Source organism: Streptomyces tritici (genome assembly GCF_048500665.1).
Taxonomy (GTDB): Bacteria; Actinomycetota; Actinomycetes; order Streptomycetales; family Streptomycetaceae; genus Streptomyces; species Streptomyces tritici.
The window spans coordinates 1,995,412-2,017,357 of the sequence record NZ_CP183183.1 but is presented as its reverse complement, the minus strand read 5'-3'; the positions used below and the strand labels follow the sequence as shown (position 1 = coordinate 2,017,357).

Below are 21,946 nucleotides of genomic sequence, written 5' to 3'. Positions count from 1 at the left end.
CCCGGAGGCGTTACGACTCGGTTTTCCCCAGGCACGGCGGTAAGTCCTATGGTCCTACCGCCGTCGGGGCCCGCCCCGCCGTCCTACGCGAACGCCCCCGGATGGATCTGCTCCCGCGTCGCCGCGTACTGCTGCCGCACCGCCTGACCCACCGCCAGCTCCTCGCCCGGTTCGAGCACCTGCGCCGCCGCGCCCTGCCAGGCCGGCGGGGTCTGCGGCGACAGGGTGCCCTGCGCCACGCCCAGCGCCCACGCCGCCTGCCGGGCCGCGCCCAGCGCCGCGTAGTCCGCCGGCTGGGGGACGACCGCCTGCGCGCCGAAGACCGCCGGGGCGATCGCCTGGACGGCCGGCAGCTCGGCGGCCGGGCCGAGCAGGAACACCCGGCGCACCTCCACCCCCCGCCCGCGCAGCACGTCCATCGCGTCGGCGAGCGAGCACAGCATGCCCTCGAACGCGGCCCGCGCCAGGTGCTCCGGCTTCATCGACTCGCGCCGCAGCCCGCTCAGCGTGCCCGCGGTGTGCGGCAGCTGCGGGGTCCGCTCGCCCTCCAGGTAGGGGAGCAGCACCAGGCCGGAGGAGCCCGGGGTGGACTTCAGGGCCAGCGCCGACAGCTCCGCCAGGTCCTCGCAGCCGAGCAGGTCCGCGGTGCCTCGCAGCGCCCGCACCGCGTTGGAGGTGTGCACCACCGGCAGGTGCATGCCGGTCGCGTCGGCGAAGGAGGTGATCATGCCGCGCGGGTCGGCCAGCGCCTCGTGGTGCACGGCCATCACGGAGCCGGACGCGCCGAGCGAGACCACCGCGTCGCCGTGCCCGAGGCCGAGCCCCAGTGCGGCGGCCATGGTCTCCCCGGTGCCGGCGGAGATCAGCAGGCCCTCGGGCGTGGTGCCGGCCGCGTCGGCGGGGCCGAGCACCTCCGGCAGCGCCGCCTGGTGGCCGAGCGCCAGCTCGACCAGGTCCGGCCGGTACGCGCCCGTCGCCGCCGACCAGTAGCCGGTGGCCGAGGCCGCGCCCCGGTCCGTGGTGCGCCGCACCGGGCGGCCCAGGAGCTGCCAGACCAGCCAGTCGTGCGGCTGCATGAGGGCGGCGACCCGGGCCGCGGCCTCGGGCTCCGTCCGCGCCAGCCAGCGCAGCTTGGCGACCGGCTGCCCGGACTGCGGTACGCAGCCCACCGCCTCGGCCCAGGCATGGCGGCCGCCGAGCGCCTCGACGAGATCCGCCGCGGCGATCTGCGCCCGCTTGTCGTTGCCGACCATCGCGGGGCGCACCAGGCCGCCGGTGCGGTCCAGCGGCACGACCGCGTGCTGCTGCGCCGAGACGCCGATGGCCTGCACGCCCTCCAGGAGCCCGCCGCCCGCCGCCTCGCCGAGCGAGAGCAGCCAGGCCTGCGGATCGACGTCCGTGGCCTTGGGCTCGACGGGATGCGGGGCGTAGCCCTGGCGCAGTACGGCGCCCGTGTCGCTGTCGCAGACGACGATGCGCGTGAAGTCGGTAGAGCTGTCCAGACCGGCGACTATCCCCATGCTCACGATTCTGCCGCACGCGCGGCCGGTGCTGTGACGCGCGTGGACCCGGCCCGTCGCCGGACCGGGTCGTGAGCCGCCGGAGCCGCTAGGTGTTGCTGGTGCCCCAGTCGTCGTCCAGGTCCTCGCCGGAGCGGCGGCGCTGCGGCCGGAGCCGGTCGGTCACCGAGGCCGGCAGCCGGTCGCCGACCTTCTCGCTCACGGCGTGGTACGCCTTGCCCGCCGCCTGGCGGCCGGTGGTGGCGGCCGACTCGCAGGCGTTGCGCACCGCGGGGTTCGCGGCCAGGGCCTGTGCGGACTTCTTCATCTCCTCGTAGCGCTCGCGTCCGGCCCGGGAGCCGAGGACGTAACCGAGGGCCAGTCCCGCGACGAACGTCAGCTTGTACCGCATGGCTGCGACCTTCCCTGGAGCGTCGTGCGTCCCTGGGGGATACCGATTGGCGGAGCACCCCCCTGCTTGCGCTAATGTATGTGTCGCAGCGAGCGAGCGCCGCCCGGGAACACCCCAGGTGGGTGAGTTCGGTGCAACGCAGCAATCCCCTGTAGCTCAATTGGCAGAGCAGCCGGCTGTTAACCGGCAGGTTACTGGTTCGAGTCCAGTCGGGGGAGCGCGATCCCCTGTAGCTCAATTGGCAGAGCATTCGGCTGTTAACCGGAGGGTTGCTGGTTCGAGTCCAGCCGGGGGAGCCAACGGAAGAGGACCCTTCGGGGTCCTTTTTCGTTTCCCCGGGAACCGCGCGGCCCGGCCCGAAGTCCTCATGGTCGAGCATCGCCGAGCATCCGGAGCAGGAGATCGTATGAGCGGCTATGCTGCGGCAGACGGCGCGCACACATGTACGCGCCACGCCGTGGAGGGGCGGTAGCTCAGCCGGTTAGAGCAGCGGACTCATAATCCGTCGGCCGTGGGTTCGAGTCCCACCCGCCCCACCGAGCGGTTCGCCTACAGAACCGTTTCTATCTGCGGAAACATCAGGACCCCGGGCGCCGCGCCAGCGCGGCGCCCCTGGTTCATCCGTCCGGACGAGACCCGGGCCCGGGGCGTCGTGGGCGCGTAGGAATACTGGACCCGATCCGCCGAGCGCAGTGTCACCGGACGAGGTTCAGCATGCGAGACACCGTCTTAGCCCCCACCGTCCCGGCCCCCGCATGACGGGCATGGCCGACCTCGGGCTCACGCCCGAACAGGAACGTCTGTACCGCCGGCTGCTGCGCGAGCCGCGCACCCCGCCGGACCCCGCGGCCGACGGCCCGGTTCTCGTGCAGCTGCGGGAACTGGGGCTGGTGGACGCCGAGTCGACCCCCGTGGCCCCGGCGGCGGCCGTGGAACTCCTCGTCCGGCGGCGCGTCGAGCAGACCCGGCGCCAGCTCGCCCGGCTCACCTCGGCCTGGGAGGTCGTCGCGGAGCTGTCGGAGGAGCAGCGCCGGGGGCGGCCCCTGCAGATGATCGAGCACATCCAGGACGGGGCCGCCGTCACCCGGCGGCTCAGCGGGATGCTCGACGACGAGCCGCGCGAGTTCATGTACATGAAGTCGCACGCCCGCTTCCCCGACCCCGGGGACGACGGCGCCGGCGACGACCAGTCGCGGTTCGCCCGGGCCCTGACCCGGGGGCTGCGCAGCCGGACCCTGTTCTCCGCGTACGCGCTGCGCGACCCCCAGCAGGCGGACTGGGCGCGCTCCTGGCAGGCGCGGGGCGACCTGCACCGGGTCACGACGGAGCCGGTCCGGCACCTCGCGATCGTCAACCGCGAGGTCGCCTTCGTGCAGGCCGACCCCGCCGACCCCCGGGCCGGGGCGCTGCAGATCCGCCATCCGGGGGTCGTGGACCTGCTGGCCGAGTACTTCGACGGCCTGTGGAACCGGGCCCGGGAACTCGACGAGCTGCCGCTCACGCCCATCGAGCAGGAGGTGCTGCACGCCCTCGTCCACCACGGCATAGACGAGGCCGCCGCCCGCTCGCTGCACATCTCGGTGCGCAAGTTCCGCGCGCACGTCGCCGATCTCATGGCCCGGCTCGGGGCCGCCTCCCGCTTCCAGGCCGCCGTTCGCGCGAAGGAGCGGGGCTGGCTCTGACGGGAGGCGGCCACCGGCCCCCGCGTCAGTACGTGAGGATGCCCGGGTCCGAGACGCCCGCCGTGCCCGTCTCGACGTGGCCGGCCAGCCGGCGCAGGTACTCCGTGCTGGTCGAGGCGGTGACCGTGACGTCGTACCAGCGGGACGAGGCCGTCAGGTCCACCGTGTGGGCGATGGCGGCGCCGGGCGCGACGGTGACCGTCCGGGGCTCGCCCGCGTACGCGTTCCTGATCGTCAGCGTCGCCGCCGCGGTGGTGCCGTTGGTGAGCGTGAGATCCAGGTGGCCCGTGGTCGCGTTGTGGCGGGCCCGGACCTCGGGGACGGCCGTCCTGCCGGGGGAGCGGAAGCGGCGCAGGAAGCCGTTCGGCCCGTGGACGGTGAGGTCGGTGAGGCCCTTGGAGTACTTGGTGTTCCAGGTGTCCGAGAGCGACGCGCCGGCCGCGGTCGTGTACGTCCACGGCGCGTCGGTGCGGTTCGCCGAGGTCACGTAGAACTGGGCGCCGGCCTCGGGCCCGCCGCTGAAGGCGAGCCGGAAGGTGCCGGCCCCGGCGTCGGCGGAGCCGTCCACGTACGGGGCGTACTTCAGCGGCCGGGTGGGCTTGGCGCCCGGCTCCTGGCGGGGCATCGTGCCGACGGCCGGGGCGGTGGCCAGGAAGTCCGGGTGGCGTTCGCGGTCCGGCGGGTAGTAGCCGTCGGTCGGGGGCAGCGCGGCCGGCGCGGTCTGCGTACGGCCGAAGTCGAAGGCCGAGGTCAGATCGCCGCAGACGGCACGGCGCCAGGGCGAGATCTGCGGCTCGCGGACGCCGAAGCGGGCCTCCATGAAGCGGATGATCGACGTGTGGTCGAAGGTCTCCGAGCAGGTGTAGCCGCCGGTCGACCACGGCGAGACGACCAGCATCGGCACACGCGGCCCCAGGCCGTACGGACCGGCCACGTAGCCGGTCTTCCCCGGGAACCAGTCCAGCGTCGTGGGGGTCGTCGAGAGGCCCTGCGCGGCGGAGGCCGGGACGTACGGCGGGACGACGTGGTCGAAGAAGCCGTCGTTCTCGTCGTACGTGATGAACAGGGCCGTGCGGGCCCACACGTCCGGGTCGGAGGTCAGCGCGTCGAGGACCTGCGCGATGTACCAGGCGCCGTAGTTCGAGGGCCAGTTGGAGTGCTCGCTGAAGGCCTCGGGCGCGGCGATCCAGGAGATCTGGGGCAGCCGGCCGGCCTGCACGTCGGCGCGCAGGACGTCGAAGTATCCCTGGCCGTTCTTGTTGTCGGTGCCGGTGCGGGCCTTGTCGTACAGCGGGTTGCCGGGCTGCGCGTTGCGGTACGTGTTGAAGTACAGCAGCGAGTTGTCGCCGTAGTTGCCGCGGTACGCGTCGTTGATCCAGCCCCAGTGGCCCGCGGCGTCCAGGCCGTCGCCGATGTCCTGGTAGATCTTCCAGGAGACCCCGGCGGCCTCCAGGCGCTCGGGGTAGGTCGTCCAGCCGTAGCCCAGCTCGGCGTTGTTGAGGACGGGGCCGCCGCCCGTGCCGTCGTTGCCGGTGTGCCCGGTCCACATGTAGTACCGGTTCGGGTCGGTCGAGCCGATGAACGAGCAGTGGTACGCGTCGCAGATGGTGAACGCGTCGGCGAGCGCGTAGTGGAACGGGATGTCCTGGCGGGTGAGGTAGGCCATCGTGGCCTTGGTCTTGGCCGGGATCCACTGGTCGTACCGGCCGCCGTTGAAGGCCTTCTGGCCGCCGGCCCAGTCATGGTTGAGGCCCTGGAGGAACTCCATGCCCAGGTTGTCGCTCGACGGACGGAAGGGCAGCGTCACCTTGCTGCCGTCGGCCTGGTGCCAGACGGACTTGCCGCTCGGCAGCGTCACGGGGCGCGGGTCGCCGAAGCCCCGGACGCCCTTCATCGCCCCGAAGTAGTGGTCGAAGGAGCGATTCTCCTGCATCAGGACCACGATGTGCTCGATGTCCTGGATGGTGCCGGTCGAGCCCTGTGCCGGTATGGAGGCGGCGCGCGCGATGCTGTCCGACAGCATGCTCAGCGCGGCGGCTCCGCCCGCCAGTTGCAGGAACCGGCGGCGATTCAGTTCGGCCATGGGGGGTGCTCCTCCATCGGATGAGAGCGGACGGGGCGTGCGGGTGCGGACGCCGGCCGGGCCGGCGTCGGGCGCCCCAAGGAGAGCGCCCGTGGACCACCGCCGGGCGGCCGTCCCATGGCTTCCCGTCGTACGGCCGGAGAATCCCCCGTACTCGCACAGGATCGAGCATGCGCGAACGCCCTTTGTGCGCGGAAAGCGCACAAAGGGCGTCGGAACGTCTCGTGGTGAGGTGCCGTCAGGCCGCGGGCGTCACTCGATGACCAGGTCGACCTGGATGTTGCCGCGGGTGGCCTTGGAGTACGGGCAGAAGGCGTGGGTCTTCTCCAGGAGGGTGCGGCCCGGCTCGCCCTGGAGGTGGTCGGGGAACTCGGCGCGCATGACGACCGCGAGGCCGAAGCCGTTGTCCGCCGCGTCCTTGCCGATGCTGACCTCGGCGGTCACCGAGACGTCAGAGATGTCGATCTTCTCCTGGCGGGCGATGACGCCCATGGCGCTGGCGAAGCAGGCCGCGTAGCCGGCGGCGAAGAGCTGCTCGGGGTTGGTGCCCTGTCCGTTGCCGCCGAGGGCCTGGGGGTGGGCCAGCGGGAGGTCGATGTGGCCGTCGGAGCTGACGGCACGGCCCTCGCGGCCGCTGGCGGTGGCGACGGCGGTGTACAGCGCGTTCATGGAGGAATCCCCTCGTCGGAGTGCGTGGCGGTGCGGCGGTTCCCGTGGTGCGTCGGGCGGGTGTCGCCCTTCATTGATAGCGCACGATTAAGTTGTGCACAACTTAATCGTGCGTATGTGACGTACGCTGGGGTCATGGAGATGACGCCGGCTGCCGTGCGGGACGAGGACTTCCTCCGGCTCGACCACCAGATCTGCTTCTCGCTGCACGCGGCGACCCGCGCGTTCAACGGGATCTACCGCGACGCGCTCAAGGACCTCGGGCTCACCTACCCCCAGTACCTGGTGATGCTCGTGCTCTGGGAGCACGGCGAGCTGCCCGTGAAGGGCATCGGCGAGCGGCTGCGGCTGGACTCCGGCACGCTGTCGCCGCTGCTCAAGCGGCTGGAGGCGGCCGGCTACGTCGAGCGCCGGCGCAGCGCGGCGGACGAGCGCTCCGTCACCGCCCGCCCCACCGACGCGGGCCTCGCGCTGCGCGAGCGCGCCCTCGGGGTGCCGCGACGGATCGCCGCCGCGACGGGCCTGCCGCTGGAGGAGATCCGCGAGCTGCGCGACCGTCTCCACGCGCTGTCGGCGCGGCTGGACGCGGTCGACCCGGAGCTGCTGACGGCGGACGGGGACGCGATCTGCCGCTGAGGGTTCGCCCCCGGGTCGGTTTTCGGCCGAGCGGGCCCGGGCGGTACGGGGCGGTGTGCCAGACTCCGGCCGCATGGACCATGATCCCCATGCGGCCGGGCTCACCGTCGGCCACGGCGACGCCGAACTCGGCAAGCTCCTGGAGAAGGGGCTCGACGCCTACAACTTCCCCGCGACCGGCACCACGCCCGAGGACCAGGGCGAGCTGTCCGTGAAGGTGCTCGACGACTCGGGCGAGCTGATCGGCGGCCTCACCGCCTGGACCTGGGCGGGCCTGCTCGGCATCGACATGCTCTGGGTCCGCGAGGACAGCCGCCGCGACGGCTGGGGGAGCAGGCTGCTGCGCGCGGCCGAGGCGGAGGCCCGCAGGCGCGGCTGCGACCGCGCCTGCGTGTCGTCCTTCACCTTCCAGGCCCCCGACTTCTACCGCCGGCACGGCTACGTCGAGACCGGCCGCACCCTGGGGATCCCGGGCGGGGCCGAGGACGTGCACCTCTTCAAGCCCCTGCTGCCGGAGGCCGGGGAAGCCGAGGAGCAGAAAATGTAAGGAGCCATATCCGGGTCCAGTCCTATACTCGGCCCATGTCCTCGATCACCCTCCGGCGGGCGACCGCCGACGACGCGCGGCGTCTCACCCAACTCGTCCGCAAGTCCGGCGCCTACCGGGGCGACTACGCCGCGATGGTGGCCGGCTACGTGGTCGGAGGCACGTACATCGAGACCCACGCCGTCCACGTCGCCGTCGACGAGGACGACCGCGTCCTCGGCTTCTACGCGCTGCTGGTGGACGAGGCCGAGCTCGACCTCGCGTTCGTGGCCGACGAGGCCCAGGGCCGCGGCATAGGCAGGCGGCTGATGGACCACATGCGCGGCGAGGCCCGCGCGGCCGGGCTCGGCTCCGTGCGCGTCGTGGCGCATCCGCCCGCGGAGGACTTCTACCTCCGCACGGGCGCCCGCCGCACCGGCACCGTCGAGCCCTCCGGCCACGTCCACTGGGCCCGCCCCGAGCTCCGGTTCGACGTCGCGTGAGCGCCACGGAGCAGAGCCGGAAGGACGCGGGCGACGAGCGGCGGAGGATCTTCGCCGACCTCACGCCGCTGAGGACCTCCCCGGACTACCGCCGCCTGTGGTTCGGCAACACCGTCTCCTGGGTCGGCCAGGGCATGACCGCCCTCGCGATCTCCCTCCAGGTCTACGACATCACCCGCTCGCCCTTCGCGGTCGGGCTCGTCGGCGTGTTCTCCCTCGTCCCGCTGATCGTCTTCGGCCTGTACGGCGGGGCCATCGCCGACACCGTCGACCGCCGCAGGCTCGGCCTCGCCAGCGCCACCGGCTCCGCCGTGCTGTCCGTCGCCCTCGCCGCCGCCGCGTTCGCCGGTTTCGAACGGGTCTGGTTCCTCTACGGGATCGTCGCCCTGCAGTCCGTCTGCGCCGCGCTCAACGCCCCGGCCCGCTCGTCGATGATCCCCCGGCTGCTGCCCGCCGAGCAGTTGCGCGCCGCCAACGCGCTGAACTCGATGACGACGACGTTCGGCACGCTCGTCGGACCCAGCCTCGGCGGCCTGCTCGTCGGGTTCGGCGGCTACCAGACCGCGTACACCGTGGACGCCGTCGCGTTCACCGCCGCCCTGTACGCGATGTGGCGGCTGCCGGCCATGCTGCCGGAGCGGACCGGCGCCAAGCGGGCCTCCGTCCTGGACGGGCTGCGGTTCCTCGCCACCCGGCCCAACCTGCGCATGACGTTCCTCTCGGACTTCTGCGCGATGATCCTCGCCCACCCCCGGGCGCTCTTCCCGGCCGTCGCCGCGCTCTGGTACGACGGCGACGCGCGCGTCACCGGCCTGCTCGTCGCCGCGCCCGCCGCCGGCGCGCTGCTCGGCGGGGTGATCTCGGGCTGGCAGGGCCGCATCCGGCACCACGGGCAGGCCATCCTCGTCTCGGTCGCCTGCTGGGGCACCGCCATCGCGGCCTTCGGGCTGACCCGCAACCTCTGGCTCGGGCTGCTGCTGCTCGCCCTCGCCGGGTACTCCGACACCGTCTCGATGATCTTCCGCAACACGATGATGCAGGTCGCCGCCCCGGACGAGATGCGCGGACGGCTCCAGGGCGTGTTCATCGTGGTCGTCGCCGGCGGACCGCGGCTCGGCGACTTCCTGGCCGGCTCCGTCGCGGACCTGACCTCGCCGGCCGTCGCCATCACCGGCGGCGGCATCGCCTGCGTCCTCGCGGTCGGCCTGCTCGCCCTGTACGCGCGGGGCTTCCGCCGCTACGACGCGCTGCACCCGACGGCCTGAGCAGAGGGCTACGGCGGCCCGATCGGCGGGTCCGGGCGGCCGAAGCCCCCTCGAACGGGCCATCCTGTGCCCCCATCAGACGCGAGCGTTTGCCTTCGGCATGTGCCCGGACGAGGCTCCGAAGTGAGCAACCCCGCTCGTCAGGAGGATTTCATGCGCAAGATCATCGTCACGTTCGCCCTGGCCGCCGCCGCCACCCTGGCCGGCTCCGGCACCGCCCTCGCCGCCCACGACGACCCGTTCGCGGTCGAGGTCGAGGCCCCGGACGTGGTCGTCGCGGACCACACCGTCGTCGTCTGCGGCGACTTCAGCGTCTGCACGGGCGACGTCGGCTGACCGTTCCGCGCCACGGCCGGAAGCCCCCTCACACCGAGGGGGCTTCCGGCTGTCCGACGATCCCCCGCACCGTCCCCAGCTCCACCAGGTCCTGCGGGCGCAGGCGCAGTTGGTCCGCCGTCGCCGGGACCTGCCCGGGCGGGCGCTTCAGGATGGCGGCGGCGAGCTCGGGGGCGATGACGGAGAAATAACTGTCCGGCGCGGCCCAGGTGTTGCCCGGCGCGGCCAGGGCGAGCGCCCCGCCCGAGCCGCCCTCGCCGATCAGCAGCGAGGTGACCGGGACCCGGGCGGCGGCGATCGCGGCGAACGCCTCCGCGATCGCCGGGCCCGCGCCGGCCCGTTCCGCCTCGGCGTCGTTGGCGGCGCCGGGCGTGTCGATCAGCGTCAGGACCGGGATCCCGAGCCGGTCGGCGAGCCGGATCAGGCGCGCGGCGGTGCGGAATCCGGCCGGCCTCGTCGCCCCGCCGTTCTGCGCCGCGTACGCCACGACCCGGCCGTCGTGGATCCCGAAGCCGCACTCCACGCCGGGGTCCACCCCGCCGGCCCGGTCCCCGGACACGGCCGCCCGCACCTCGAAGTACGCGTCGAGATACGCCCCGGCCCGCGCCCGCGACCCGGCGCGCGCCCGCCGTACGGCCTCCCACCCGGTCCCGGGCGCGGAGCCGTGCCCGCCGAGCGCGTGCGGCGGGGGAGCGGGGGCGACCGGGGCCGTGCCCGGGGCGGACGCGGCCAGCAGGCGGAGCCACAGCGACAGGGTGGGACGGAGCGCCTCCGGCGGGACCACGGCGTCCACGTGGCCGTGCGCGAACTGCTCCTCGGCCGTGTAGGCCGCCGGGTCGGCGTCCGCCGGGCGGACCCGCGAGCCGGCGAAGGCCACCTGGGCGCCCGGCAGGGCGAGGGTCACATCGGCGCCGGCGCCCAGCGTGGCCCAGCCGCCACCGGTGGACGGGTCGCGCAGGACCGCCACGTGGGGGACGCCCGCCGCCCGCAGCCGTACCGTCTCCGCGGCGACCCGCTGCAACTGCGCGAGGGCCACCATCCCCTCCTGCATCCGGCTGCCGCCCGTCGCGACCAGCGACACCAGCGGAAGCCGGCGCTCCACCGCCGCGCGGTACGCGGCGACCAGCCGGTCGCCCGCCGCGCGCCCCAGCGAGCCGCCGAGGAAGCCGAACTCGAAGGCCAGCAGCACGCACCGCCGTCCGCCGACCGTCGCCGTGCCCCACAGCACCGACTCGTCCTCGCCCGTACGCCGGGCCGCCCCGGCGCGCGCCGCGCCGTAACCGGCCCACGCGAGGGGCCCGTCCACCGCATCCGCAGGTCGTGGCGCCGGTTCCTCCTCCGGCGTCCAGTCGTCCGTCACCAGGGCGATCACCGCGCGCGCGGACGGACGCTCAGTCACGGCCGAGCGCCTTCTTCAGGACCTTGCCCATGTCGTTGCGGGGCAGCGCCTCCAGGAACCGCACCGTCCGCGGCCGCTTGTGCGGGGCCAATTGGCCCGCCACGTGGGCCGCCAGCTCCTCCCCGGCCGGGTGCTTCTCCGGGTCCGCCGGCACCACCCAGGCGACGATCCGCTCGCCGAGGTCCGGGTCGGGCTCGCCGGTCACCGCGGCCTCCCGGACCCCCGGGTGGTCGAGCAGCGCGTTCTCTATCTCGCCCGCGCCGATCTTGTAACCGCCGCTCTTGATGAGGTCCGTGGCCCGCCGCCCCACGATCCGCACCCAGCCGTCCGCGTCCCGCACCGCCATGTCGCCGGTGCGGAACCAGTCCCCGTCGTACGCACCCGCCGTCGCGTCCGGCCGGTTGAGGTACTCGGTGAACAGGTTCGGTCCGCGCACCTGGATCTCGCCGACCGTCTCCCCGTCGCGGACGTCCAGGACCGTGCCGTCGTCGTCCACCAGCCGCAGGCCGACGCCGCCGAGCGGCAGCCCCACCGAACCCGGGCGCGGCTCCGCCTCCGGCCGGACGCTGCACAGCATGAGCGTCTCCGTCATCCCGTACCGCTCCACCACCTGACGGCCCGTCGCCGCCGCGATCCGCTCGTGGTCGTGCACCGGCAGCGCCGCCGAGCCGGACACCAGCAGCCGCGCGCCGGCGAGCGCCCGGACCAGCGCCGGGTCGTCGTCCAGGGCGTCCGCGAGACGGTGGTACATGGTCGGGACGCCGAACAGCATCGTGCCGCCGCCGTCCCCGAGCGCGCGGGCCACGCCCGCGGCCGAGAACGAGCCGAGGTGACGCACCGCGCCGCCGCGGCGCAACGGGCCCAGGACGCCCAGGATCAGGCCGTGCACGTGGAACAGCGGCAGTGCGTGGACCAGCACGTCCTCGCCCGTCCACGCCCACGCGTCGGCGAGCGCGTCGAGCGAGGCGGCGATCGCCCGCCGGGAGAGCACGACGCCCTTCGGCGGGCCGGTGGTGCCGGAGGTGTACACGATCAGCGCGGGGGCCTCGGCGTCGGCCGGCTCCGTGACGGGCCCGCCGCGTCCCCGCACGTCCACGTCCACCCGTGGCACGTCCGCCAGACCCTCGGGCAGCTCCTCGCCCGGCCCCGCGAGGACCAGGGCGGGCGCGCTGTCGCCGAGGATGTGAGCCAGTTCCCGTTCTCCGACACGGGGGTTGAGCGGTACGGCCGGCACGCCGGCCAGCAGGGCCCCCACGACCGCCACCGCGGTCGACGCGGTGGGCGTCGCCCACACCGCGACCCGGCCCGTGCCCCGGACCCGCGCGGCCACGGCGCCCGCCGCGGCGGCCAGTTCCTCGTACGAGAGTCCGTCGGCGCCGAAGCGCAGGGCGGGCCGGTCGGAGCCGGCCGCCAGGGCCGGGAAGAGCGCGCTCACGGTCGTCCTCCTCGCGTGGGGGTCCCCCTGGTCGAGCGAAGCCGAGAGCTCGGGGGAGGGATGCCGAGAGGAATTCTGCCCGGGCGCCGCCCGGGGCGTACTGCGACGTTCCTCACCTCCCGCACCTCACGGCCACGTCGTCGTGCGCGCCTCGGTCCCGGCGCCCGTCTCCGTCACCCGCAGCCGGACCGGCGGCGTGCCCTCCGGCGGTCGCGCGGGGGCCGTGACCACGACTTCGACGGCCGTCACCTCCGGCCGGCGGTGGGCGGCCGCGAGGGCCGAGCGCAGCGCGCCGAGCAGCCGGTCGGCGACCGGCTCGGTGACCACCGTGTCCACCGGGCCCGCGAAGTGCACCGACGGCGGGAAGCCCAGCAGGGTCGCCGCGCCCGCCGTCTCCCGCAGCACCCGGCCCCGGAAGGAGGCGGGCGCCTCCGCGGGCGGCTGCTGCAGGGCGAAGATCGCGGTGCGGACCTCCTGGATCGTGGAGTCCAGCTCGTCCACCGCCCGCCCGAGCAGGACGCCCTCCTCCGGCGACCCCTCCGCGGACTCCTCGGCCCGCCGCCGGGTCGACTCCAGCATCATCTCCGTGGCGAACAGCCGCTGGACGACGAGGTCGTGCAGATCGCGCGCGATCCGGTCGCGGTCCTCGAACACCGCGAGCCGCTCCCGGTCGTGCCGCGCGTCCGCGAGGACCAGCGCGAGCGCCGCCTGCGAGGCGAACTGCGCGGCGAGCAGCCGTTCCACGCCGGTGTACGGGCGGCCGCCGCGGCGACGGGGCAGGGCCAGCGTGCCGATCAGCTTCCCGCCGCTCTGCAGCGGCAGCATCATCGACGGCCCGAAGCGGGTGCGCACATGCGTGGTCATCCGCGGATCGGTCGCCGAGTCCTCGACGAACACCGGTTCGCCGCCGAGGAGTTGTTCCAGGACCGGGGAGCCGGGCCGGATCGTGGTGCCGATCAGGTCGTCCGGGTCGTCCACCGTCGAGGCCGCGACGATGGCCATGCCGCCCTCCGGGGTGGGCTGCAGCACCACCCCGGCGGAGGCGTCCGCGAGCAGCCGGGCGCGCTCGGCGACGACGGTGAGCGCGTCCCCGGCGGGCTCGCCGGCGAGCAGCGCCGTGGTCACCGCCGCCGCGCCCTCGATCCAGCGCTCGCGCTGCCGGGCGGTCTCGTACAGCCGGGCGTTGCCGATCGCGGTGCCGGCCCGGGACGCGAGCACCCGCAGCATGGCGAGGTCCCGGTCGGTGAAGGCGCCCGCGCGCTTCTCGGTGAGGTACAGGTTCCCGAAGACCTCGGTGTGGACGCGGACGGGGACGCCGAGGAAGGTGCGCATCCGGGGATGGTGCGGCGGGACGCCGCAGGAGCGGGGGTCCTCGGTCAGGTCGTCCAGGCGCAGCGGGCGCGGGTCGCGGATCAGGACGCCGAGCAGTCCGGTCCGGCCGTCGGGGAGCGCGCCGATCCGCTCGCGCTCGGCGTCGGTGAGCCCGGTGGTGAACAGCTCGGTGAGCAGGCCGCGCTCGGGGTCCAGGACCCCGAGCGCACCGTAGCGGGCGTCGGTGAGCTCGGCCGCGGTGTCCACGAGGTGCTGCAGCGTGGCCCGCAGTTCGAGCTCGGTCCCGACGTCGAGCACGGCCTCCAGCAGCCGGGGGAGCCCCGGCCGGGAGCCCGCGCCGGCGGTCGCGCGGGGCTCCGGGCGGGGCTCCGCGTCCGGCTCCGGGCGGGGCTCCGCGTCCGGCTCCGGGCGGGGCTCCGCGTCCGGCCCCGCGCCGGGCTCAGGTCCGGGCTCCCCGCGCGTCACTCGGCTTCGGCGAGCGGGCTGAAGGCCAGCGGCTGGATCCGGCCCTCCAGCATCGCGCCGAGGCCCAGGATGGCGCAGACGTCCGGGCGTTCGGCGATGTGCACGGGCATGCCCGTCGCGTCGCGGAGCATCTGGTCCAGGCCCGGCAGCAGCGCGCTGCCGCCCACCATCATGATCCCGCGGTCCGCGAGGTCGGCCACCAGGTCCGGCGGGCAGTCCCGCAGGATCTTGCCGATGCCGTCGAGCACCGCCGTCAGCGGCGTGTGGATCGCGTCCCGTACGGCCGCGGTGTCGACGAGGACGGAGCGGGCGAGCCCGGTCGCCACGTCGCGGCCGTGGATCTCCGTCGACGACGGGCCGTGCGGCGTCAGGCCGTTGCCGCTCAGGGCGAGCTGCAGCGGGCGCACGGACTGGCTCGGCAGCATCAGCTCGTGCTGGTGGCGCAGGTGCTGGATGACGGCGTGGTCGATCGCGTCGCCGCCGACCGGGATGCGCTCGGCGGTGACGATGGAGCCCAGCGAGAGCACCGCGACCTGCGTGGTCGCCGCCCCGCAGACCATGATCATGGTCGCGGTGGGCTGCTCCACCGGCAGTCCGCAGCCCACGGCCGCCGCGATCAGCGTGTCGACCAGCTCGACCCGGCGCGCGCCGAGCCCCACGAGCGTCTCGACGGCGGCGCGCTGCGCCAGCGGGTCGGCCTCGTGCGGGGTGCAGGCCGCGGCCCGCAGCCGGGGCTTGCGGCGCAGCTGGCGGCGGAGCTTCTCGCCGAGCAGGTGCCGCAGCATGCGCTGCGCCATCTCGATGTCGACGACGGTGCCGCCGGACACCGGGCGCATCACGCGGATGTAGTCGGGCGTCCGTCCCGTCATCTTCTCGGCCAGCGCGCCGACGGCGATCAGCGCTCCGGTTCTGGTGTTCACGGCGGCGACGCTGGGCTCGTCGACGACGAGGCCCGCGCCCTTGACGAAGACCCGGGTCCTGGCGGCCCCCAGGTCGACGGCCACATGGCAACGGCGCAACTGATCGAGACTGACGGACATGACCGACCCTCCGAAGTGCGGTGCTGGCACGAGCGCGGCGAGCGCTGGGCGAGTGTGCGAGTGGTGGTGCTCCTGGCATCGTGCGGCCGCGCGGGCTCCGGCGCGCGCTGAGAGCCGCCGGCCGGGGGTGCGCTGGGCTGATGGAGGGTCAGCGGACGCGTCCGGACGGGGGCAAGTGACCGCTCGGCGGACGCGGGAGACCGCTGGGCGGACGCCCGACAGCACCTGTGGGCGCAGGTGCAGGGCCCCGTCACGGCAGGGGCCCGGGCCCCCTCACCGCAGCCGCTGGAACAGGCCCCAGGTGAACTCGGCGGCGCACGCGGCCCCGTCCGGCCCGGTGAAGTCCAGCCGCGAGCGCGTCGGCGCGTCGCCCTCGCGCGGGACCGCCTCCGGGAACGCCCGCAGCACCTCCCCGAACGTGCAGCCCCAGGGCCGCAGATCGGCGGCGGTGCGCAGCACGGGGGAGGGGACGCCGGGCGTACGGGTCAGGCCGCGGCCCCACACCTGCGCGGGCCCCCCGGGGCCGCCGGGGCGGCCGGTCAGGACCTCCCAGCGCAGGTCCGGCCAGAGCGGCAGCTCCCACTGGAGGACCTCCGCGCCGGCCTCGGGGCCGATCCCCGGGCCGAGCCGGGGGACCGGACGGCGGAGCGCCGGCTCGCCGAGGGCCTGCCGGTAGCGGTGGAGCTCGCCGGGGCCTCTTCGCGCATGGGCCCAGGACTGCCAGACGCGGTTGGCCTCGCGCATCTCGCCGCGGCTCGCGCCCAGCTCCCGCAGCGCCTCCTCCACCAGGCCGGGCTGGTGGTCGGCCATCCGGCGCAGCAGCACCAGCTGGAAGGAACGCGGCCCGAACGGGGCGGCCTGCTCGCGGCGGGTCATGCGGGTCATCCTGCCCGAAGGGTCCGAAGAAGGAGATAGACCCGAAGAAGGAGATACACGACGGCGCGCCGGTGATCCGTGCGTTCCACACAGGACCTTCACGATTTCGGCTGTCTGTGCGATCGGACGGCCGCGTAGCCTGCGGGCGCCATGGACTTTTGCCATCAGTGCCGACGGCATCTCAACGGGGCCCTCGCCTGCGCCGGGTGCGGAACCCCCGTCGACGAGCTGAGGTACTACGCCCCCCAGGTGCCCGCGCCCGGGCCGGTCTTCCTGCCGCCGCAGCCGCCGCAGGGGCCGGCGCAGCCGCAGGCCGCCTCGTCCTGGCCGGGGCCGTCCACGGAGCCGCCGGTGCCCGCCGGCGAGGAGCCGCTCGCGGCCGGGGAGCACGTCTACGAGCTCGACCCCCTGGAGCCGCCCGCCACGGACGCGTCCGAAGGCCGGGCCGCGGCCCGTCGTGCCCGCTCGCGCCGCGCGGCCGGCCGGCCCAGTCGCCGGGCCCGCGGCCGTCACCGCGGCCGGGCCGCGCTGGCGGGCGGCATCGGGCTGGTCCTCGCCGCCGGCGGCATCGGCCTGGTCCAGATGCTCGACCAGCCCGAGGGCGGTTCCGCGACCGCCGTGGAGCAGGAGGACGTGCCCGAGGCCGAGCTTCCGGCCGAGCCCTCCTCCGCCCCGCCCCCCGAGGCGGACGACGGCCCCTCGCCCGTGGACGTCCCCGTCTCCGCCACCTCGGGCGCCCCGCGCTCCTCCGACGGGGACGGCGAGGGCGCCGCGGAGGGCGACGGCACGGGGGGAACGGGTACGGGTACGGCGCCGGGCGCGGGCACCGGCGACGGGCCGCCGCGCGGCTCCGCGGGCCCCACCGAGCGCCCCACGGCCTCCACGTCCCCCACGGCGGCGCCCTCCGGTGCGCCGCGTCCGGGCCCGTCCGGGACGGGTACGCCGCCGCGCGCCCCGAGCGACGGCGCCCCGCCCGCCTCGCAGCCGCCGTCGCCGAGTCCGTCCCCGACGTCCTCGTGCACGCCGTTCCTGTGGTGGTGCGTGTAGAGCCTGTGCGGCCGGAAGGCCCTGCAGCCTTGTCGCCCTGCGGCCCTACAGCTCGACGCTCTCGCCGAGCATCCGCTTCAGCAGGTCGCGCAGCATCGTCCGCTCGCCGTCGCTGAGCCGGCCCAGCGGCTCGCGCGCGAAGTCCAGCGACTCGCGCAGGGCGCGGGCGGTCCGCCGGCCCTCGTCCGTGGCCGCGGCCAGCTTCACCCGCCGGTCGGCCGGGTCGGGACGGCGCTCCACCAGGCCGCGCGCCTCCAGGCGGTCGACGATCCCGGTGATGTTGGACGGCTCGCACTTCAGCTTGAGGGCGATCTTCCGCATCGGCACCGGGTCCAGCGAGATCAGCCCGAGCACCCGGGCCTGCGCCCCGGTCAGCGCGTGCTGCGCGGCCGCCTGCTCGTACTCCGCGTAGTAGCGCGCCACGACCGTCCCGATGAGTTCGACGACTTCGAGGGTCAGCGGGTCGATGGGCGGGGTCGTGCGTGAGGTGGCCATGGGAACCATCGTACCCATTTACTTGACATGCTGAAATATTCAGGCGCATGGTTGTTTCAGTACCTGAAACTTTTCCAGGAGGCTCCCGCCATGTCCGTCCTTCCCGCAACCAGCCGTGAGTGGCACCTCGTCGCCCGCCCCCACGGGTGGCCGACCCCCGCCGACTTCGCGCTGCGCGAGGTCCCGGTGCCCGCTCCCGCCGAGGGCCGGATCCTGGTCCGCAACCTGCACTTCTCCGTCGACCCGTACATGCGCGGCCGGATGAACGACGTGAAGTCCTACGTCCCGCCCTTCCAGCTGGACCGCCCCATGGACGGCGGCGCGGTCGGCGAGGTCGTCGCCTCGAACGCCGAGGGCTTCGCGGTCGGCGACCACGTGCTGCACGGCCTCGGCTGGCGCGAGTACGCCCACGTCCCCGCCCAGCACGCCACCAAGGTCGACCCGGACCTCGCCCCGCTCTCCGCCTACCTCGGCGTCCTCGGCATGACCGGTCTGACCGCCTACGCGGGCCTGTTCGAGACCGCCTCCTTCAAGGAGGGCGACGCGGTCTTCGTCTCCGGCGCGGCCGGCGCCGTCGGCATGCAGGTCGGCCAGATGGCGAAGCTCAAGGGCGCCTCCCGGGTCATCGGCTCGGCCGGCTCCGACGAGAAGGTGAAGTACCTCGTCGAGGAGCTCGGCTTCGACGCCGCCTTCAACTACAAGAACGGCCCGGTCAAGGACCAGCTGCGCGAGGCCGCCCCGGACGGCATCGACGTGTACTTCGACAACGTCGGCGGCGACCACCTGGAAGCCGCGATCTCCTCGCTCAACGTGCACGGCCGCGCCACCATCTGCGGCATGATCGCCCAGTACAACGACACCGAGCCGGTCCCCGGCCCGCGCAACATGGCCATGATCATCGGCAAGCGGCTGCGTCTCCAGGGCGTCCTCGTGGGCGACCACTACGGACTGCAGCAGCAGTTCGTCCAGGAGGTCGGCGGCTGGCTGCGCTCCGGCGAGCTGAAGTACCGGGAGACCTTCGCCGAGGGCATCGAGAACGGCGTGGACGCCTTCCTCGGTCTGCTCCGCGGCGAGAACACCGGAAAGATGATCGTCTCGGCGACCCGCTAGTCTTCCCTCAGCCGTCGCGATCGTGGGCGCGAGTCGCGACGAACGAAAAAGGGAAGACAGCATGACCATCACGCAGTCCGACGTCCTGTACACCGCCGTCGCCACCGCCGAGAACGGGCGCGACGGCCGGGTGGCCACCGACGACGGTCAGCTCGACGTCGTCGTCAACCCGCCCAAGGCCATGGGCGGCTCCGGCGCCGGCACCAACCCCGAGCAGCTCTTCGCCGCCGGCTACAGCGCCTGCTTCCAGGGCGCGCTGGGCGTCGTCGCGCGCAACGAGAACGCCGACGTCTCCGGCTCGACGGTCACCGCCGAGGTCGGCATCGGCAAGAACGACGACGGCTTCGGCCTGATCGTCAAGATCTCCGCGACCATCCCGAACGTGGACGTGGAGACCGCGAAGAGCCTCATCGAGAAGGCCCACCAGGTCTGCCCGTACTCCAAGGCGACCCGGGGCAACATCACCGTCGAGCTCGCGGTCTGAGCCCCGGCTCGGCCGACCGCTCGTACGACCGAAGGGCCGTACCCCGACCGACCGGGGTGCGGCCCTTCGCGCTGCTGCGGCATCATGTCCGTCATCGTGGGGGACGGGGGAGCGGTGGCGCAGCAGCAGGTGCCGGGTGACGGCGGGGGCAGGATCATCGGCGGGCGGTACCGCCTGGGCGAGTCGCTCGGCAGGGGCGGCATGGGCCTCGTGCACCGCGCCACCGACGAACTGCTCGGCCGCGCGGTCGCCGTCAAGGAGCTGACCCTCGACGGGGACGCGGACCCGGCGCGGGCGCTGCGCGAGGCGCGGGCCGTCGCCCGGATCAAGCATCCGCACGTGGTCGTGGTGCACGACGTCGTCGCGCACGAGGGCCGGCCCGCCATCGTGATGGAACTGGTCGACGGCGGCTCGCTGGGCGACCGCCTCGCCCGGCCCGGCGGGACGCTCGGCCCCCAGGAGGCCGCCCGCGTCGGGCTCGCGCTGCTCGACGCGTTGTGCGCCGCCCACGACCACGGCGTGCTGCACCGCGACGTGAAACCCGCGAACGTGCTGATCGAGGCCGGGACCGGACGCGTCGTCCTGACCGACTTCGGCATCGCCAGCCTGCCCGGCACGGCGACCACCCTCAGCGGCACCGGCGCCTTCGTCGGCACCCCCGAGTACACCGCGCCCGAGCGGATGCAGGGCGCCCCCGCCGACCCGGCCTCCGACCTGTGGTCCCTCGGCGTCCTGCTGTGCGCGGCGGTGGCCGGCGAGTCGCCGTTCCGCCGCAACTCCATCGCCGCCGTCCTGCACGCCGTCGTCTTCGAGGAGATCAGGCCCTCGCCGAAGCTGGGCCCGCTGCTTCCGGTCGTCACCGGCCTGCTGGAGCGCGACCCGCTCCGGCGGCTGGGCGCCGCGGAGGCGCGCCGGATGCTCGCGGAGTGCGCGGCCGGGACGGCGCCGGCCGACAGCCCGCCGGGGCGTTCGTACACGCCGACGCGGCGCGCCGTCGCCCCGCCGACCCCGCCCACGACGCCGCCGAGCCCGCCGGCACCCCTCGGTGCCCCCGCCGGCGGGCCGCGCCGGGGCGCGCGGGCCGCCCTGGTCGCGGCGGGCGCCGTCGCCGCCTGCGCCGGCGCGGTGACCGCGGTGCTGCTGCTGGGCGACCGCTGGACCGGGACGGGCCCCGTGGCCTCCGGAGGCCCGACCACCGCCACGGCGACCACGACGGCCACGGCCACCACGCACGTCACCGCGGCCCCGCACCGCACCCCCGACTCCGGCGGGGGCACCGAAGTCGCCCCCGGACCGACCGCCGCGCCGCCCGGCTACCGGCGGGTCTCCGACGAGCGCGGCTTCAGCCTGGTCGTGCCCGCCGACGCCGAGCGCTCCGAACAGGGCGTGCGCACCTTCTACATCACCCCCGGCGGTGCGTTCCGGGTCGGCATCAAGACCGGCCCGGTCCCGCCCGGCGGCCCGGCGGCCTCGATGCGGGCCGCCGACGCCGCGGGACCGGAGAACAACCCCGGGTTCCGCGACAACTCGGTCACCCCGATCACGCACCGCGGCAACCCCGCCGCGCTCTGGCAGTTCACCTGGAACGGCTTCGACCCGGCGGAGGGCGCCCGGCACACCTACGACCTGTGCTGGGAGCAGGACGGACGGCTCTACGACGTCTGGGTCTCGGGCCCCGCGGCCCGCGCCGGGGAGACCCGCGCACACTTCGACAAGGCCGTGGAGTCCTTCGTTCCGAGCGCCCACTAGGGTGAATCCATGCGTGAATTCGGGGTGGGTTTCCGGCATCTGGTGAACGGCCAGAAATGGGTTCTGCGGCACGGGCGGTGGTTCGGCTTCGGGCTGCTCCCGGGCCTCGTCACGCTCGTGCTGTACGCCGGCGCGCTCGTCGGACTCGGTTACGGCGCCGACGACCTGACGGCCTGGGCCACGCCCTTCGCGGACGACTGGACCTCCCCGTGGCAGAGCATCCTCCGCGGCGTGCTGACCGGCCTCGTCTTCGCCTTCGGGCTGTTCCTCGCGGTGATCACCTTCACCGCCGTGACCCTGCTGGTCGGCCAGCCGTTCTACGAGTCGCTGTCGGAGGCGGTGGACCGCAGCGAGGGCGGCGAGGTCCCCGAGTCCGGTCTTCCGCTCTGGCGCGAGCTGTGGATCTCCGCCCGGGACAGCCTCAGGATCCTGGTGCGGGTGGCGTTCTACGGGGTGCTGCTCTTCGTCTGCGGTTTCGTTCCGGTGCTCGGACAGACGGTCGTGCCGGTGATCGGCTTCTGCGTCTCCGGCTTCTTCCTGGCCCAGGAACTGACCTCCGTGGCGCTCCAGCGGCGGGGCATCGAGCTCGAGGACCGGCTGCCGATGCTGCGGGCCCGGCGGAAGACCGCCCTCGGCTTCGGCGTGCCGCTGGTGCTGTCGTTCCTCGTGCCGTTCGTCGCGGTGTTCCTGATGCCCGGCGCGGTGGCCGGCGCGACGCTGTTCGCCCGCGAGCTGACGGGCCCGGAGCCGGACGCCAAGCATCTGGAGCCGGCCGCCGTGGACGAGCCGTCCGCCGCGCCGCGGCAGCACCGGCCCGTGCCGGGCAATCCGTACGCGTCGTAGGACGGACAGGGGCTCGCAAAGCGACCGCCCACCCGCTGCCGGGGGCAGCGGGTGGGCGGT

At 74.4% G+C, this 21,946-nt stretch carries 21 protein-coding genes and 3 tRNA genes; 14 read left to right on the top strand and 10 right to left on the bottom strand.

Features of this window, described 5'->3' with window-relative positions; all coding sequences use genetic code 11:
• Positions 1-83: 83 nt before the first annotated feature.
• Positions 84-1,520, bottom strand: coding sequence for a xylulokinase (locus ACNJ93_RS09430; protein ID WP_418956912.1), 1,437 nt, complete (start codon positions 1,518-1,520; stop codon positions 84-86).
• A gap of 88 nt (positions 1,521-1,608) precedes the next feature.
• On the bottom strand, positions 1,609-1,911 hold the full coding sequence (locus ACNJ93_RS09425; RefSeq protein ID WP_418956911.1) for a YtxH domain-containing protein: 303 nt from the start codon (positions 1,909-1,911) through the stop codon (positions 1,609-1,611).
• A 145-nt stretch (positions 1,912-2,056) separates the two neighbouring features.
• Here ACNJ93_RS09425 and ACNJ93_RS09420 point away from each other — a divergent pair.
• From ACNJ93_RS09420 to ACNJ93_RS09405, 4 genes are all read left to right on the top strand, one after another.
• Positions 2,057-2,129 (top strand) — tRNA-Asn (locus ACNJ93_RS09420).
• Positions 2,130-2,134: 5 nt separating this feature from the next.
• A tRNA-Asn gene (locus tag ACNJ93_RS09415) sits at positions 2,135-2,210 on the top strand.
• 163 nt (positions 2,211-2,373) lie between these two features.
• Positions 2,374-2,447 (top strand) — tRNA-Ile (locus tag ACNJ93_RS09410).
• A gap of 219 nt (positions 2,448-2,666) precedes the next feature.
• A complete protein-coding gene (locus tag ACNJ93_RS09405; protein ID WP_418956910.1) occupies positions 2,667-3,593 on the top strand; it encodes a hypothetical protein in 927 nt (308 codons plus the stop codon).
• Positions 3,594-3,618: 25 nt separating this feature from the next.
• On the opposite strand, the gene ACNJ93_RS09400 is transcribed toward ACNJ93_RS09405, so the two are convergent.
• A complete protein-coding gene (locus ACNJ93_RS09400; RefSeq protein ID WP_418956909.1) occupies positions 3,619-5,676 on the bottom strand; it encodes a phosphocholine-specific phospholipase C in 2,058 nt (685 codons plus the stop codon).
• A gap of 252 nt (positions 5,677-5,928) precedes the next feature.
• Entirely contained in the window at positions 5,929-6,345 is a 417-nt protein-coding gene (locus ACNJ93_RS09395; protein ID WP_418956908.1) for an organic hydroperoxide resistance protein, read from the bottom strand.
• A gap of 135 nt (positions 6,346-6,480) precedes the next feature.
• On the opposite strand from ACNJ93_RS09395, the gene ACNJ93_RS09390 reads away from it, so the two are divergent.
• The 5 genes from ACNJ93_RS09390 (at position 6,481) to ACNJ93_RS09370 (ending at position 9,611) form a co-directional block, all read left to right on the top strand.
• On the top strand, positions 6,481-6,981 hold the full coding sequence (locus ACNJ93_RS09390; RefSeq protein WP_418956907.1) for a MarR family winged helix-turn-helix transcriptional regulator: 501 nt from the start codon (positions 6,481-6,483) through the stop codon (positions 6,979-6,981).
• Positions 6,982-7,054: 73 nt separating this feature from the next.
• A complete protein-coding gene (locus ACNJ93_RS09385) occupies positions 7,055-7,528 on the top strand; it encodes a GNAT family N-acetyltransferase (protein WP_418956906.1) in 474 nt (157 codons plus the stop codon).
• 35 nt (positions 7,529-7,563) lie between these two features.
• Entirely contained in the window at positions 7,564-8,010 is a 447-nt protein-coding gene (locus ACNJ93_RS09380; protein ID WP_418956905.1) for a GNAT family N-acetyltransferase, read from the top strand.
• Positions 8,007-9,275, top strand: coding sequence for an MFS transporter (locus ACNJ93_RS09375; protein ID WP_418956904.1), 1,269 nt, complete (start codon positions 8,007-8,009; stop codon positions 9,273-9,275). The genes ACNJ93_RS09380 and ACNJ93_RS09375 overlap by 4 nt, the downstream gene beginning before the upstream one ends.
• Positions 9,276-9,428: 153 nt before the next feature.
• Positions 9,429-9,611, top strand: a complete 183-nt coding sequence (locus tag ACNJ93_RS09370) for a hypothetical protein (RefSeq protein WP_418956903.1) — start codon at positions 9,429-9,431, stop codon at positions 9,609-9,611.
• A gap of 28 nt (positions 9,612-9,639) precedes the next feature.
• On the opposite strand, the gene ACNJ93_RS09365 is transcribed toward ACNJ93_RS09370, so the two are convergent.
• From ACNJ93_RS09365 to ACNJ93_RS09345, 5 genes are all read right to left on the bottom strand, one after another.
• Positions 9,640-11,010 (bottom strand): carboxyl transferase domain-containing protein, encoded by a 1,371-nt coding sequence (locus tag ACNJ93_RS09365; RefSeq protein WP_418956902.1) that lies wholly within the window; start codon positions 11,008-11,010, stop codon positions 9,640-9,642.
• Positions 11,003-12,445, bottom strand: coding sequence for an acyl-CoA synthetase (locus ACNJ93_RS09360; RefSeq protein WP_418956901.1), 1,443 nt, complete (start codon positions 12,443-12,445; stop codon positions 11,003-11,005). Before ACNJ93_RS09360 ends, ACNJ93_RS09365 begins: the two co-directional genes overlap by 8 nt.
• 126 nt (positions 12,446-12,571) lie before the next feature.
• Positions 12,572-14,086, bottom strand: coding sequence for a GAF domain-containing protein (locus tag ACNJ93_RS09355; protein ID WP_418961354.1), 1,515 nt, complete (start codon positions 14,084-14,086; stop codon positions 12,572-12,574).
• 152 nt (positions 14,087-14,238) lie between these two features.
• Positions 14,239-15,282, bottom strand: coding sequence for a rod shape-determining protein (locus ACNJ93_RS09350; RefSeq protein WP_418956900.1), 1,044 nt, complete (start codon positions 15,280-15,282; stop codon positions 14,239-14,241).
• Positions 15,283-15,555: 273 nt separating this feature from the next.
• A complete protein-coding gene (locus ACNJ93_RS09345; protein WP_418956899.1) occupies positions 15,556-16,158 on the bottom strand; it encodes a hypothetical protein in 603 nt (200 codons plus the stop codon).
• Between the two features lie 150 nt (positions 16,159-16,308).
• Here ACNJ93_RS09345 and ACNJ93_RS09340 point away from each other — a divergent pair, with 150 nt between their 5' ends.
• Positions 16,309-17,205, top strand: coding sequence for an SCO2400 family protein (locus ACNJ93_RS09340; RefSeq protein ID WP_418956898.1), 897 nt, complete (start codon positions 16,309-16,311; stop codon positions 17,203-17,205).
• Between the two features lie 45 nt (positions 17,206-17,250).
• On the opposite strand, the gene ACNJ93_RS09335 is transcribed toward ACNJ93_RS09340, so the two are convergent.
• Positions 17,251-17,700, bottom strand: a complete 450-nt coding sequence (locus ACNJ93_RS09335) for a MarR family winged helix-turn-helix transcriptional regulator (protein WP_418956897.1) — start codon at positions 17,698-17,700, stop codon at positions 17,251-17,253.
• A 90-nt stretch (positions 17,701-17,790) separates the two neighbouring features.
• Between ACNJ93_RS09335 and ACNJ93_RS09330 the strand changes: the two genes are divergently transcribed.
• The 4 genes from ACNJ93_RS09330 (at position 17,791) to ACNJ93_RS09315 (ending at position 21,886) form a co-directional block, all read left to right on the top strand.
• Complete coding sequence (locus tag ACNJ93_RS09330) at positions 17,791-18,810, top strand: NADP-dependent oxidoreductase (protein ID WP_418956896.1); 1,020 nt, start codon at positions 17,791-17,793, stop codon at positions 18,808-18,810.
• Positions 18,811-18,871: 61 nt separating this feature from the next.
• On the top strand, positions 18,872-19,294 hold the full coding sequence (locus ACNJ93_RS09325; RefSeq protein WP_418956895.1) for an organic hydroperoxide resistance protein: 423 nt from the start codon (positions 18,872-18,874) through the stop codon (positions 19,292-19,294).
• A gap of 84 nt (positions 19,295-19,378) precedes the next feature.
• Entirely contained in the window at positions 19,379-21,043 is a 1,665-nt protein-coding gene (locus tag ACNJ93_RS09320; RefSeq protein WP_418956894.1) for a serine/threonine-protein kinase, read from the top strand.
• Positions 21,044-21,052: 9 nt separating this feature from the next.
• Entirely contained in the window at positions 21,053-21,886 is an 834-nt protein-coding gene (locus ACNJ93_RS09315) for an EI24 domain-containing protein (RefSeq protein ID WP_418956893.1), read from the top strand.
• Positions 21,887-21,946 lie beyond the last annotated feature (60 nt).

Excerpts from the sequence above, each read along its gene's own strand:
- ACNJ93_RS09330 (WP_418956896.1), top strand. The coding sequence starts at position 17,791 with ATGTCCGTCCTTCCCGCAACCAGCCGTGAGTGGCACCTCGTCGCCCGC.
- ACNJ93_RS09380 (WP_418956905.1), top strand. The coding sequence starts at position 7,564 with ATGTCCTCGATCACCCTCCGGCGGGCGACCGCCGACGACGCGCGGCGT.
- ACNJ93_RS09315 (WP_418956893.1), top strand. The coding sequence starts at position 21,053 with ATGCGTGAATTCGGGGTGGGTTTCCGGCATCTGGTGAACGGCCAGAAA.
- ACNJ93_RS09325 (WP_418956895.1), top strand. The coding sequence starts at position 18,872 with ATGACCATCACGCAGTCCGACGTCCTGTACACCGCCGTCGCCACCGCC.
- ACNJ93_RS09385 (WP_418956906.1), top strand. The coding sequence starts at position 7,055 with ATGGACCATGATCCCCATGCGGCCGGGCTCACCGTCGGCCACGGCGAC.
- ACNJ93_RS09320 (WP_418956894.1), top strand. The coding sequence starts at position 19,379 with ATGTCCGTCATCGTGGGGGACGGGGGAGCGGTGGCGCAGCAGCAGGTG.
- ACNJ93_RS09335 (WP_418956897.1), bottom strand. The coding sequence starts at position 17,700 with ATGGCCACCTCACGCACGACCCCGCCCATCGACCCGCTGACCCTCGAA.
- ACNJ93_RS09425 (WP_418956911.1), bottom strand. The coding sequence starts at position 1,911 with ATGCGGTACAAGCTGACGTTCGTCGCGGGACTGGCCCTCGGTTACGTC.
- ACNJ93_RS09350 (WP_418956900.1), bottom strand. The coding sequence starts at position 15,282 with ATGTCCGTCAGTCTCGATCAGTTGCGCCGTTGCCATGTGGCCGTCGAC.
- ACNJ93_RS09370 (WP_418956903.1), top strand. The coding sequence starts at position 9,429 with ATGCGCAAGATCATCGTCACGTTCGCCCTGGCCGCCGCCGCCACCCTG.
- ACNJ93_RS09430 (WP_418956912.1), bottom strand. The coding sequence starts at position 1,520 with ATGGGGATAGTCGCCGGTCTGGACAGCTCTACCGACTTCACGCGCATC.
- ACNJ93_RS09340 (WP_418956898.1), top strand. The coding sequence starts at position 16,309 with ATGGACTTTTGCCATCAGTGCCGACGGCATCTCAACGGGGCCCTCGCC.
- ACNJ93_RS09395 (WP_418956908.1), bottom strand. The coding sequence starts at position 6,345 with ATGAACGCGCTGTACACCGCCGTCGCCACCGCCAGCGGCCGCGAGGGC.
- ACNJ93_RS09400 (WP_418956909.1), bottom strand. The coding sequence starts at position 5,676 with ATGGCCGAACTGAATCGCCGCCGGTTCCTGCAACTGGCGGGCGGAGCC.
- ACNJ93_RS09405 (WP_418956910.1), top strand. The coding sequence starts at position 2,667 with ATGACGGGCATGGCCGACCTCGGGCTCACGCCCGAACAGGAACGTCTG.
- ACNJ93_RS09345 (WP_418956899.1), bottom strand. The coding sequence starts at position 16,158 with ATGACCCGCCGCGAGCAGGCCGCCCCGTTCGGGCCGCGTTCCTTCCAG.
- ACNJ93_RS09390 (WP_418956907.1), top strand. The coding sequence starts at position 6,481 with ATGGAGATGACGCCGGCTGCCGTGCGGGACGAGGACTTCCTCCGGCTC.